Annotated in this window: 8 protein-coding genes; 4 read left to right on the forward strand and 4 right to left on the reverse strand. The window is 42.0% G+C overall.

The window, feature by feature from the left end:
* Positions 1 to 103: 103 nt before the first annotated feature.
* Complete coding sequence (locus NE535_RS12530; RefSeq protein WP_261298970.1) at positions 104 to 4606, forward strand: EAL domain-containing protein; 4503 nt, start codon at positions 104 to 106, stop codon at positions 4604 to 4606.
* Between the two features lie 207 nt (positions 4607 to 4813).
* On the opposite strand, the gene dgt is transcribed toward NE535_RS12530, so the two are convergent.
* Positions 4814 to 6292, reverse strand: a complete 1479-nt coding sequence (dgt, locus tag NE535_RS12535; RefSeq protein ID WP_261298971.1) for a dGTPase — start codon at positions 6290 to 6292, stop codon at positions 4814 to 4816.
* Between the two features lie 780 nt (positions 6293 to 7072).
* On the opposite strand from dgt, the gene NE535_RS12540 reads away from it, so the two are divergent.
* Positions 7073 to 7324, forward strand: a complete 252-nt coding sequence (locus NE535_RS12540; RefSeq protein ID WP_261298972.1) for a DUF2999 domain-containing protein — start codon at positions 7073 to 7075, stop codon at positions 7322 to 7324.
* Positions 7325 to 7380: 56 nt separating this feature from the next.
* On the opposite strand, the gene NE535_RS12545 is transcribed toward NE535_RS12540, so the two are convergent.
* Entirely contained in the window at positions 7381 to 8868 is a 1488-nt protein-coding gene (locus NE535_RS12545) for an NAD(P)H-hydrate dehydratase (RefSeq protein WP_261298973.1), read from the reverse strand.
* A 248-nt stretch (positions 8869 to 9116) separates the two neighbouring features.
* Between NE535_RS12545 and NE535_RS12550 the strand changes: the two genes are divergently transcribed.
* On the forward strand, positions 9117 to 10772 hold the full coding sequence (locus tag NE535_RS12550) for a SulP family inorganic anion transporter (protein WP_425347460.1): 1656 nt from the start codon (positions 9117 to 9119) through the stop codon (positions 10770 to 10772).
* Positions 10773 to 10899: 127 nt separating this feature from the next.
* Complete coding sequence (locus NE535_RS12555) at positions 10900 to 12186, forward strand: acetyl-CoA hydrolase/transferase family protein (protein WP_261298974.1); 1287 nt, start codon at positions 10900 to 10902, stop codon at positions 12184 to 12186.
* 95 nt (positions 12187 to 12281) lie between these two features.
* Here NE535_RS12555 and NE535_RS12560 read toward each other — a convergent pair whose 3' ends face one another.
* Positions 12282 to 12803 carry a DUF1993 domain-containing protein gene (locus NE535_RS12560; RefSeq protein ID WP_261298975.1) on the reverse strand — a complete coding sequence of 174 codons (522 nt, stop codon included), beginning with the start codon at positions 12801 to 12803 and terminating at the stop codon, positions 12282 to 12284.
* A gap of 311 nt (positions 12804 to 13114) precedes the next feature.
* On the reverse strand, positions 13115 to 14284 hold the full coding sequence (locus NE535_RS12565) for an MFS transporter (protein WP_261298976.1): 1170 nt from the start codon (positions 14282 to 14284) through the stop codon (positions 13115 to 13117).
* Between the last annotated feature and the right edge of the window lie 182 nt (positions 14285 to 14466).

Below are 14466 nucleotides of genomic sequence, written 5' to 3' on the forward strand. Positions count from 1 at the left end.
AATGATGTATGATTAATGATTGAATTCTGACCCTTACAGGGTAGTATTGTTTTTTAGCACTTCTCCTAATAATGATAACAATACAATAATAAAAAGGTGTCATTTGATTTCACGCTTATTTACATTTGTCTGTACAGGCTTATTCTTTGCAGCATTATTGTATGCAACACCAAGTACTGCACAATACAAAGGTAAATATGGCAGTATCTCTGAGATCAAATTTGAACATTTTAATAGTGAACAAGGCCTAAACCAAAATAGCATCACAGATCTGTTTATGGACAGCGCAGGTATGTTATGGATTGGCACCCAGGATGGCTTACACAGCTATAACGGTGTCGACTTCCAAATGTACCTCAAACGAACTGGCGACCCTGAAAGCATTTCAGATAACTTCATCACCGATATTATTCAATCCCCCGATGGTGCACTTTGGATAGGTACACTAAATAGTGGCTTAAACCGACTTGACCTAAAAACAGGTAAGTTTGCACGCTACAGTAATGACCACGGCTTAACTGATAATCAAGTCTCTCATCTTGCCGTGATCGGCGAAACCTTATGGATCGGCACTCGCTCAGGTCTGTTTATGATGTCGCTCAAAACCTTCAAAATTAATCGTGTCGGCTTAGGTAATAGCCTAGAACCCAAAATTACTAGCTTAGCGAATATCGATGATAAATATGTGATTGTTGGCACGGATAAAGTAGGTACCTATGCGATTGATACTAATACAATTAATCGCTTAGACATTCCTGGTGACGCACAAGTCAATCGTATACAAGCCAGCTCCATTTTTGCTGTCTGGTTAGCTATTGATGACAAAATTTGGCGTTATAACCTCGATACTCATCAAAAAGAACTGATATGGCAACGACCAAGCACATCCGGAAAACAAAAAATCATCAAAGATTTTGCCGTAGTCAATGCCAATGAAATTTGGGCCATTGGCAATAGCTCAGGGCTAATCCAACTTAATTTTGATGGTAAGCAATGGCAGAGCCATTACCATAAGAATAAAGCCAACAATCGCGATAGCTTAACTGAAAATGATTTACAAACCATGATGCTAGATCCAAATGGCACACTATGGTTAGGAACCAGTTTTTCCGGTATTGATAAAATCAACTTAAGCCATCAATACTTTGCTCATTTGTATGACAGTACAGCCTCCAACACCCGAATGGGTAATATGATCCGTTCAATATATCGCGACCACAAACAACGCTTGTGGATAGGTACTGATGGTGATGGGGCTAAATATTTAAATTATAAAAATGAATATGTTTACCTCAATAGTCAATTTGCTAAGTTAATGCAAGTGCCTGAATCAGATATCAATATTCATGTAAATGATATTATGGAAGACAGCCAAAACAATCTTTGGTTTGCAACCACCCAAGGCGTGTTCGTTTTAGACCCGCAAGATACGTTAGTGTCAATTAAGCCGCATAACCCTGCACTGCATAATGACTTAAACTTCCGCAGTCTTGCCATGGATGATAAAGACAGAATTTGGTTAGCCAGTACCCTAGGTTTATATTTTATCTCTAAAGATAATCAACAAATGTTGCCGTATAACTTTGGGTTTCAAAAAGAATATTCTCCTTATAAGCATCAAATTCTGACCTTACATTTTAGTGAGGGTTATTTATGGATTGGTACTATTGGTGGCTTAGCTCGTCTAAACCCCGAAGAAAAAGAATTAGTGTTTGTCAGCAATGAACCCAATAACCCTTATAGCTTAAGTGATAATCGCGTAAGAGATTTTCTTCGCACCCAGAGCGGTGACTTGTGGGTAGCCACACATGGCGGAATTGACAAATTAACCACTGATTACGGCATTTTTAAATTTGAGCGTTTAGATGTAAACAATGATTCAGCTATTAATACCGTTTATAGTCTGCTGGAAGACAATGACCAAAATTTATGGCTCAGCACCAATGTTGGGATTTCCCGCTATAACCCTAAAACCAAAAGCTTTACCTCATTTAACACTAATGAAGGCTTACAAGCACTTGAGTTTAATGGCGCTGCTCGCTTTAAAGACCCCAATGGTGATATGTGGTTTGGTGGCGTAAACGGCATAAATTACTTTGTTCCAAGTGAGATCCCGCAGCAAAGACCATCAATCAAATTAGCACTAACTCAATATACTATTGGTGATCGTAGCTACCCGGTTTTAGATCTCAGCCACACCCCTAAAATTGAAATGCCCTATGAAAAACAGCTAATCAGTTTTGAGGTTGGTGCGCTCAACTTTAGCTATCAAAACCTCAGTAAATACAGCTATTTTTTAAGAGGATTTGACTCTGTTTGGCATAAATTACCCACCGGCAGTAAAATAACCTATACCAATTTACCGCCAGGTAATTATGAACTTATCGTTCGTCATTCACTGGGGTTAAACTCCTACGACGAGTATACCCTCACAGTGCCAGTTTCGGTTATTCCGCCATTTTATATGAGCCATTTAGCTTACATGCTTTACGGGATATTAAGCTTTAGTTTGTTGTCATATTTTATGTATTCAAGACATCAAAAGCATGAAAAACAAAGGGAATTTGAACAAAGCATTCGTGCATCAGAAGAGCGCCTTAAACTTGCATTATGGGCCTCAGGCGACGGTATGTGGGACTGGAATATTATCGAAAATAAAGTCTATCGCACGAATATGGTGCCACAGATGAGTTTTGGAAAGTCGGATAAACTTCTGATTGATAATATTCATACCGAAGATCGTGATCGAGTGTCGAAATTATTACAAGAACACCTTGACGGACATAGTGAGTTTTTTGAAGCTGAATACCGTGTTGAAATGGATAACGGTAAATCCACCTGGCTATTAGATAGAGGCCAAGTGGTTGAGCGTGATATTAAAAACAACCCTATACGTATGGCCGGCACGCATAAGGATATTACTAGCCGTAAAGAAACAGAAAATGAATTAAAACTTTCATCACAGGTACTGTTCAGTATGAACGAGGCCGTTGTGGTAGGTGAGTTAGATTACAGTGTGCGCTCTGTTAACCCTGCATTTAGCAGGATCACAGGCTTTAAACCTCGCGACGTTGCAGGCAAACATTTCTTATTTTTAACCATGGGTAAGCAAACCCGAGAGTTTTACTTAGACATTGAAGCTCAATTATTACGTCATAAGCACTGGTCGGGTGAAACTCAAATTCGAACTCGCGATCGTAAAGGCATTCTAGCCTGGCTTGAAATCAACCAAGTTATCGATAACAAAGGTGAAACCAGTCATTTTGTGGCGGTATTCACCGATATCACTGCACGTAAAAAAGCCGAAGAAGATTTACGAGTGCTGGCTAATTTTGACCCATTAACGGGACTGCCTAATCGAACATTATTTCAAGACCGACTCAATCATGCCATCACCAAAGCGCATAGGGCCCAGCATATTGTGGCACTATTGTTCCTCGATCTTGACCGCTTTAAACATATTAATGATTCTATGGGCCACCATGTTGGCGATCTTCTTCTTAAAGCGGTATCTAGCCGCTTACTTAATGCCGTCCGCGAAGGCGACACAGTCGCAAGATTGGGCGGGGATGAGTTCACCCTGATATTAGAAGGGGTTAAAAAGTCAGAATCGGCCACGATTATTGCCGATAAAGTGCTGCAAGCGTTTGAAACGCCTTTCTTACTGGATGATAAAACGCTAACTATCTCGCCTTCTATCGGTATCAGCCTGTATCCCAACGATGCCATCGATGCGACCTCGTTGATTAAATATGCCGATACTGCCATGTATCATGCTAAGGCATTGGGGCGAAACAACTTCCAGTTTTATACCTCTGAATTAAACCAGTATGCCACTCGTCATGTGTTATTAGAAGCTGGCTTAAAACAAGCCATTGAGTTGAATGAATTATCGTTGGTGTACCAACCCAAATTTGATGTTAAAACAGAGAAGATTATTGGGTTAGAAGCCTTATTGCGCTGGAACAGTAAAGAGCTAGGCTTTATTTCTCCGGCTGAGTTTATTCCGCTGGCAGAAGAAACCGGTATGATTAATGAAATCGGTCAATGGGCCATTAACCAGGCTTGCGGACAACTCGCTATTTGGCATCAAGAAGGGTTTAACCATATATCAGTCGCTGTAAATCTGTCTGCCAGACAATTAAAAGCCAACATTATTTCCACCATTGAGGTTGCATTAGCGGTATCAGGCTTACCCGCAAATGCGTTAGAGTTAGAATTAACTGAATCAATGATCATGGGTAACCCTGAGGATTCCGTCGACATTTTAACCCAGCTTAAAGCCATCGGCTTAACGATTTCAATCGATGACTTTGGCACTGGTTATTCAAGCTTAAGTTATTTAAAACGCTTCCCGATTGATACCTTAAAGATTGATCGCGAATTCGTACGCGATATCACTGAAGATCCCGATGATGCAGCCATAACCAGCGCCATTATTACCCTGGCTCACAGCTTAGAATTAAATGTGGTTGCAGAAGGTGTTGAAACCAATGAGCAACTACAATTCTTAAAGAATGGTGGCTGCGATCAAGTGCAAGGCTTCTTACTAAGCAAGCCATTAAAGGTAGATGAGTGTCTTGCACGACTTCGTCAGGAAACCTGAGTCGACTGACCTGTTACGCTTATTTTTCGCGTTATGTAGCGCCCATTGATACAAACAAAAAACCGTATGATGGGTTGAGGTGGCTAGCACGCTTATCCTCTACTAAAAACTCAATCATCAAGGTCTGTTGACCTTCAAGATAGTTTTAACCGCGAATGGTTGGCCATTGATGCAAGACAAAAGCTTTGCCGTGCAGCTAACCAAAGATCAAAACTCATCAATGACATGAAAAGCACGATACTCATCATAGGCAAACTGATCTGTCATGCCGCTGATATAATCAATAATCAGCCGAGTACGATAATAAAACTCACGGCAATCTTCATCGGTAATTTGTGCTGCTAAAATACCGTCGGTCATAGCTGATTCATAGGCGGCGATATGCTTGGAAGAGAGCTTTTTAAATAAGCGTTTAGGGTAAATAGGAATAGTAATCTGTTTGTCTGAGTCAGTTTGCTTCCCATACACCAATACATTAAATTGCTGACGACTTAATGCAAGCAGTGGTTTATAGCACTCGAGTAAACCGCTGATCACTCGGTAACCTTGCAGCTCACGTGCTTCAACCTCTGGGTGACAAAACGCTTGCTCTAATGCAACCCGTTTAAAGGTCTCCACAATCATATGATTAACGCTATTGTCTTCAATCAAAGCATGATTAAAGCTGCCATTAAACACGGCTGCAATATTATCCATAAAGCGTTTTTGGGCATGTTGCGGTAAACGACTATTCACCCCAACACGTAAAAACACAAAAAACATGCTGTCACTACCCTTGGCACTTTTACTGGCTTTATCTAGCATTAACCTCATTACGTCACGTTCGTCATCAGTTAAATGAGTGGTTATGTCACTAAATTTTGCCACTAAGGCCTGCTTCATCTGCGATAACGTTAATACCCCTTTTTCGACCGCATCTTCTAAATCAGCAATGCCGTATGAAATATCATCGGCCGCTTCCATAATGTAAGAAAAAGGTGAACGGCAATGGGGCGCTATCTCAAGCGTTTTTTGTAACTCGGCAATAAACCCACTTTCACTGAGATAATAACCGACTTTTTTCTTCAAATAACTATGGGGATCATTGTCCGCTTTATGGGGTTTGGGTTCGACACCACAACGGGTATATTTCATGATCCCTGAAGCTTGTGAATAGGTAAGATTAAGCTTGAGTAAGGTATGTATCAAGCGGATGCCCTGAGCATTACCTTCAAAATGAATCAAATCTCTGGCAATTTCTTCAGGAAGTGTTTTGCCATGCACCTGTGTGTACACAGCTGCAATATGATTTTGCAACCAATCAATCATCGCCGCCTCGCCAAAATGGCCAAAAGGAGGATTACCCACATCGTGCATTAGACAGGACATTTCAACGATCGTCTCTAACTCTCGCGCTAATGTCTTTAAACCGAAGTGTTGTTCTTCTGAATCGAAACGAGACAGACCATCACAAATAAGTTGGCTAATATAACGGCCAACTTGTTGCACTTCCATAGAATGCGTTAACCGACTGCGCACTGCGGCATTGCGCTCAAGTGGAAACACCTGAGTTTTTTGTTGTAATCGTCTAATGGCTGCAGAATTAATAATACGGCCGCGGTCACTTTCAAATTGCCTTAAAATGGGCCCAATTGATGGTTTATATTGAAAAGGTCTTTCGGCTTTAATTTTACGGTTAAAATGCATATCTACAACCTAGCAATATCTATATTTCATAGGATAAAGTTACAGCAGTATTCTTTTATTATCAATGAATTAAATAAGTCGCTACAGACTGAAATAATTGAAAAACCAGCAAAAGTCACATAATAAACTATGATTTATTACGCTAAAAGTAGGCCTAAATGGCTTTAATTGATGTATTCGGTTGTCCGAAAAAGCAAATGCTCATTTAATAAAAATTAGCCTGATTATGCCGATAGGCAAACAAAGTGAGATAGAAAGGCTATACGCATTATTGGACTTAGTTGCAGATAATGCAGCTATTAGTATCTTTTATTATGACTGCTTAGCCCACGCTGGTTTATTTTATGTTCAAGATAAAATCATAGTGCTTATTGACGGCAAAATTTGCTAAAAAAATGATATACCGACAAAGTCTGGTTAAATTTTATGAATATACAACGACTCAAAACAATGCCACCACTGTGTTTGAACAGTTTCAAGGACCAAGGTCCGGTAAATATGCGTGATATGCTGCTGAATACCTGCCTTTTGAACATTCACCCCTTAAGTAGTTAGCCTAATAAAGTGTGCCTACGATAGTAAACCTTTGAATATGATAAGTATGTTTTTTGATATTACCGATAAAAAACCAACAAGACCTGATTGACCAACAAAAAGAAGTACTTATCGAATTAACTCGTACAAGATTTGACCACCAAAGAGTAATTCCCCTAGTGTCGTGTTGGACTTGTGATAGAATTAGCCTCTACTTAACTTCAACCATTAATATAGGCTAATGTCATGAATCCAATTATTGCCATCCTAAAAGAACACGATGTCAGCGATGCAAAAATTAACGAGCTATTTCAAGCGTTGACTCAAAATCCATTAATGGCAATGAGTATTGTTGGCCAATTAGGTATTCCCGCTGAAAAGTTACAGCAATTAATGGCGTTAGTCATGCAAAACCCTGCGCTTATCAAAGAAGCCGTGGTGGAATTAGGATTAGATTTTTCTAAAGTCGAAGCAGCCAAAGCGCAATTACAGCAATAATATTGGCGCATCAAAAGAGTAAAGTATTCAGTGACTTTACTCTTTTATTATTTTAGCTACCCACTTGTTAACTTATTCAGACTCTGACGAATAAACGGCACTAAATCACTAGCAAGCAAGCCGATTTTACCCGATATCTTTACCGCCTCATCAGCGGCTTGACTATGCAGTTGCACTCCTATTAATGCCGCATCTAAAAGCGCGTAACCCTGAGCAAGCAAACTGACAAGCACGCCGGTTAATACATCCCCCATGCCACCAGAGGCCATCCCCGAGTTTCCAGCTAAACAGACATACACTTGGTTGCCGTCACACACCAGCGTGCCAGCACCTTTCAAAACCGTGACACCGCCAAATCGATGCTGCAATTCTCGCACTGCTGCATAACGGTCACCTTCAATGTCGGCCACAGTGCAAGCCAATAACCTCGCGGCCTCACCTGGGTGAGGGGTAATAATACGCTTAGCGTCATAGTTGGGAGATAATGCCAGCAGATTTAGCCCATCGGCATCAAATACTTTAGGCTTATTGATCTGGCAAATCAGTTCAAAGAGTGATTTGGCTTGGGGACTAACGCCTAAGCCTGGGCCCAATGCAATCGCAGTTGCCCAAGTGATACGTGATGCAATGACTTCACTCTTACACCAGTCATTACACATCACTTCAGCACAATGAGATAACAGCGCAGAATAGTTTGCTTGATGAGTTAATACAGCCGTTAATCCGGCACCACTGCGGGCGCAAGCAGATGAACTGAGAATAATTGCGCCGCCCATCCCCATATCACCACCCACTAATATGGCCTTGCCATGGTGACCTTTATTCGCGGTGTGCTTACGGGTAATCACTGCGCGGGTTAATAATGATTCGTCAATCGCCAACACTTTTGCGTGTTGCAGGTATGTGAACTCATCCTCCACACCCAGCCCATGAAAATGTAATTTGCCAAGGTAATCTCTGGCTCTAGCAGTAACTAACCCTTGTTTGATACCAATAAAAGTCACGGTATGGTTGGCCGCAACGCACTCGCCTAATACCGCTCCGGTATCAGCACATAAACCAGAGGGAATATCGACGGCGATCACTTGAGCAGCACTAATATTAATAAGACTAATCAAGGCCGCGGTTGGCTCCTTAACCACACCACTAAGACCGGTACCCAGCAGTGCATCAACGATCACATCTACATCGTCAGCAACATGAGTTGTTTGAGCATTAACCTTGCCACCTGCTGCCACAAAGTCACAATAAGCTTGATGAGCATCACCTGTTAATTGGCTCGGTTGATGAGTTGACCACACAGTTAGCTTAATTCCGGCTTTCAGCAATAGCGTCGCTAACACGTAACCATCACCGCCATTATTACCGCCACCACAACAGACTAAAACATGCTTTGGCATTGGGTAATATTGTCTAAGGATGTCCAAAACAGCTGAGCCAGCTCGTTGCATCAAGCTATACAAGCTTATACCCGCTTGCTTTGCCGCCAGTATTTCACCCTCTTTCACCTGTTTCGCGGTATAGAATTCATTGGGTAACATCATATGGCTACAACCTATGTGATAGATGAGATGTTATCAGCATATCGCAAAAATCATCATAAGCCGACAAACAAACTATCTTACTCTTTGGCTAAAACATGGATTACAGTTCTACAAGTGACTGCTGCTTTAATCAGGCGAATGCCTAGGTTTTACTGGTCTATCCAATGCCTAGCTAGGTTATCTAAGCTATACAAATCGGTCGTTTTTTTGCTAAAGTCTCGCGAACTTTTGGTTAAGAGATTGCAATTGTGTTTAGAGAACGCTTTAAAGATGTCAATATCAAAGGGGATCTGTTTGGTGGCGTTACCACAGCAATCATTTCCTTACCCTTAGCACTGGCCTTTGGTGTGGCGTCTGGCGCAGGCGCTGAAGCCGGTTTATGGGGCGCGATTCTTGTTGGTTTTTTTGCCTCATTATTTGGCGGTTCATCAACGCTAATCTCTGAACCTACCGGTCCAATGACAGTGATCATGACCGCGATTTTAACCAGTATGGTGGCCAAATATCCTGAGTCAGGAATGGCAATCTCATTCACGGTAGTGATGATGGCTGGCGGTTTCCAATTTTTAATCGGTACGTTAAAACTGGGGAAATACGTCACCTTAATGCCCTACAGTGTAATCTCAGGTTTCATGTCAGGCATTGGTGTCATTTTGATTATCTTGCAATTATCACCTCTGCTAGGACACGCCGCACCAGCAGGCGGTGTTCTCGGAACTTTATCTTCATTACCTGATACTTTAGCCAACATTCAATTCAGCGAGTTATTGTTAGGATTACTCACCTTAGCTACCTTATTTTTGTTCCCTAAACACCTACGTAAATACGTTCCAGCCCAGTTAGTCGCTTTAGTCGGTGTTACCTTACTCTCTATTATCGTATTCGATACTGACAGCATTCGCCGCATCGGTGAAATCCCTGCAGGATTGCCCTCTTTAGTAATTCCGCACATTAATACAGATATTTTCATGACGATGGTCATTGATGCGCTGGTATTAGGCACTTTAGGCTGTATCGATACATTACTGACTGCGGTTATTGGTGATTCGCTTACCCGTAAAGAACACGACTCAGATAAAGAATTACGCGGGCAAGGTTTAGCCAATATGATTTCAGGCTTATTTGGCGCCCTTCCTGGCGCAGGTGCAACCATGGGCACTGTGACCAACATTCAGGTTGGGGCGCGTTCACCTTTATCAGGTATTACGCGTGCGGCGGTGTTAGCCTTAGTCGTATTAGTTGCTGGCGGTTTAACTGAACCTATCCCTATGGCTGTGTTAGCAGGCATTGCGGTTTATGTCGGTTTTAATATTTTAGATTGGAGTTTCATTCAGCGTGCCCACAAAGTCAGTGTTCAAGGCATGGCAATTATGTACGGTGTTATGCTGCTCACGGTATTTGTTGACCTCATTGTCGCGGTTGGTCTTGGGGTATTTATTTCTAATATCTTGATTATCGAACGCTTAAGCCGCGAACAAGCAAGGCAAGTAAAAGCCATCAGTGATGCCGATCAAAACGATGTGCCACTCACCCAAAGTGAGCGCGGCTTACTGGATCAAGCCAATGGTAAGGTGTTGTTTTTCTACTTATCTGGACCAATGATATTCAGCGTATCCAAAGCCATATCAAGACAACACGCCAGTATTGCAGAATATGAAGCGATGATCCTCGATTTAACCGACGTCCCCATGATTGATGTAACGGTAGGCTTAGCACTTGAAAACGCGATAAAAGATGCACAGGATGCGGATTGCGAAGTCTTTTTACTTTGCCCAAATCAACAAACACAAGACCAATTACGTAAGTTTCATGTGATAGATTCCTTACCTGATGAGAATGCATTCCGGTTCCGCTATGAAGCATTACAAGCGGCATTGAAACACGTACAAGCTAAAGAAAAGTAAATCGACAAGAGTGCACTGCGTAGGGGTTTATGTCTTTGTTTTAAATAAAATACATGTTGGTTAATGCTGTCAAAATGTACAAGTTAGCCTTACACTACCAACAGTATAATTAACGTGAGTGATTAAAATGCCCCCTATTATTTGTAGTAGTGCTTTGCAAGCCGTAGCGTTAATTGAAGACAATGAAACCCTATGGACTCATTCTATGGGGGCCACCCCAAAAATATTACTCGATGCATTAGCCGAACATGCACTGACTCGAAAAAATCTCACGTTATTACAGTTACACACTGAACACGCCGAATCACTCAGTCATCCACGATTAAAAGGCCATCTTCGCCATCGGTGTTTCTTTGGCGGCGTGCCAACGCGCACGCTGTTACAACAAGGTGATGCCGATTATGTGCCTATTTTTCTATCAGAAGTGCCTAAATTATTTCGCTCTGGTGAGCAAGCTATCGATACCGCCATCATTCAGGTTTCCCCTCCCGATAAACATGGCATTTGCTCTTTAGGGATCTCAGTAGAGGCAACATTGGCGGCCTGTCAAATGGCACGGAGGATTATTGCCCACATCAACCCCATGATGCCACGCACCCATGGCGATGGCTTTATTCATTACCATAAACTGGCTGCGGTGTACGAACAAAGTGTACCGTTACCTCAACACCCACTTGCTGCCAGCGATGCGACTAGCCTTGCCATTGGGCAACATGTCGCAAAACTGGTTCGAGATGGTGACTGCTTGCAAATGGGTATTGGTGCTATTCCCGACGCGGTTTTAGCCTGCCTAACCGAGCACAAAGATCTTGGTGTGCATACGGAGCTATTTTCTGACGGGGTACTCAATCTTGTTGAGTTAGGTGTCATCAATAACAGTCGCAAAAAAGTGTATCCTGGCAAATTAGTTACTGGCTTTGCCTTAGGTAGCCAACGACTTTATGACTTTGTCGATGATAATCCCTCGGTTATATTTATGGATATTGAACAGGTCAATGACACCTCTATTATCCGTAAAAACCCCAATGTAATGGCAATCAATTCTGCCTTACAAGTGGATATCTCAGGACAAATTTGCGCAGATTCGCTAGGCACGCGGATATATTCAGGTGTGGGTGGGCAAATGGATTTCATTCGTGGTGCAGGGTTATCTGAAGGTGGTCGATCTGTTATTGCGCTTCCCAGTACAGCAGCTAATGGCACAGTGTCACGTATTGCTACGGTATTATCACCTGGTGCAGGCGTCGTCACTACACGCGCCCATGTACACTATATTGCTACAGAGTATGGTGTGGCTAATTTACGCGGAAAATCATTACGGGAACGGGCTAGAGCACTGATTGATATTGCCCACCCCAAATTTAGAGAGCAGCTTTGCATAGAAGCATTTGAGATCTGGCAACTCAGGGTTTAATCAACAGCATTATGGCTTGATATTTTTAAGCTACCCTCCATAAAAACTAAGTGGCGGCGCCACTTAGTTAGTGCAAGGTCATTCATCAATAGACTTTAGACTATTGGCGCCTTGTATGGCATCGCCCCTAAATAATCTTTTTTACCGACTTCAACACCATTGTGACGCAAAATGGCATACGCCGTAGTCACGTGAAAATAGAGGTTTGGTATGGCATGTTCAATGGCAAACTCATACCCTGTAAGGTACTTACCTTCCCAACGCGGTTGTGACACATGCTCATTCGCCGCATTAGCAAAGTCAGCTTCATTAAAGCTTGCCAAATATTCAAGCACTGATGCAATGCGCGCACGTAATGCTTCAAGTGTGGTTTCGCTATCATCATGCTTAGGCACGGTATCCATGTTACCCGTTAATCTCGCCACACCAATTTTAGCGGTATCGCAGGCTATTTGTACCTGACGAATAAGATTAAACTGATCAGGCGCTAGGCGCGCATTCAATAACACCGAAACATCCACTCTTTTAAGGGCGGCGAAAGCTTCACCTTTATCAAGAATATGATTTAAATTATTCAACATTTTGCTGAATTGTACGACAGTCAGATCGTAAAGCATGGCAAAGTCCTTATTGAGCGCTGCAAATCAACAGCGCTTAGATAGTTAGTGATATCAGCTAAGATAGCAAGCCAATTAACACTCCTAAAGCCGATAACCTTATCTACCTATACAATTAGGCATCTCAAAAAATAAATGGCTAAGTGAGCACCTGATACCAATCACAGTCATTAAGTTTTCAAACATCGCGTAGGAAAATGCGTGATAACAAGGCAGATTTTTCGATAAGTAGTTATCCTACAATCGAAAAATCTAACGCCGTTATCGAATATTTTCACAAGCTAGAATGAGCCGTTTTATGATAATGGGTATTAACCTGCGATAGGTTTTTGCCCTGATGAAATGGCCGCCATACTCTTAATTAACATATAGATGCATGTTGCCAATAAACACACACCTAAATACACCACCAGCCCGTCATCAGCAGCCGTAAATGATGTCGCCATTAACGGTCCAAGCACCGAACCGACGCTATAACACAACAGCATTAACTCGGTCACTGACACCATTTTTTCTATCGGTAAGGTATCTGATGCCAAGGTAATCGCTATTGGGTACAAGGCAAAACTGCTAGCCCCTAATAGCAATAAACTGATTGCCATCATTAACAAACTTGATGATTCGAGGATGCCCATTACCGCGATACAGCCTAATAAGCAAAATATCGCCATCAATAAACTTTTACTCATGCGAGTTGAAAGCGCGCTGGCAATAGGTTGCACAGCCATTCCACCTAAAATTACACTCGCCATGAGTAAGCCAGTCTGACCCGAAAAAGCCGTTGATTGGGATAAATACAGTGGCATTAGCCCGTAAATTGGCCCTAATAATAACCCCGAAACGATACATCCAATAATGGCTGGTCGATTAATATGACGGATCTCTTTACGATTAATCCGTTGTAATTCTTCACTAACAGGCTGACCAGAGCGCAGTATTAATGGTGCCAGTGTGGCTAAAAACAATAACCCCAAAACCAGCAAATAGGGTTGAATCCCTTGAGTACCAAACAATGAAATCGCCAATTGGCCTGCTGCACTGCCGCCATAAAGCGCGGCCATATACAGCCCTAAACGTTTAACTCGCTTTTTAGGGCAATTAGCCATTAACAACCACGACTCCACCACCACAAATACCCCAGCAATAGCCATACCAGCAACAAAACGTGCGGCTATCCATGTTACCGGGTTGGGCAATAGCAACATAACCACTACGGTTATCGCCACCAGACTCAAGAACAAAATAAATGCTCGTCTATGGCCAAGGTATTTAATGACTTTTTGAATGCATGTTGCACCTAATAATAAACCAAAATAAAACACACTCGCCAACCAAGGCGTGAGTGATTGGCTGATACCAAAATAGGATAACGACAACGGAATCAGGCTCATTAAAAAGCCTGATGCGATAGCAAAAAAAGTCAGACCAATTACAGGCGCAGCTATGCTGTTTTCAACATTTTCATGGATGATTTTGGACAATTTAGGACTACTTAACGTGAAGATGAAGCGTGTTTAAGACAATGGGTTTATTTAGGGGGGTATTCCCTAGGATTATCGGCGGCGAATTTAATCTTGAAGGGCAAACAAGTAAAGCAAAAATACACTTCCAAAAGTATATTAATGAAGATTTAGAGCGAATATGTTACTAAGATCATAAATTG

This window comes from Shewanella holmiensis (genome assembly GCF_025370255.1).
In the GTDB taxonomy this organism is placed as follows: domain Bacteria; phylum Pseudomonadota; class Gammaproteobacteria; order Enterobacterales; family Shewanellaceae; genus Shewanella; species Shewanella holmiensis.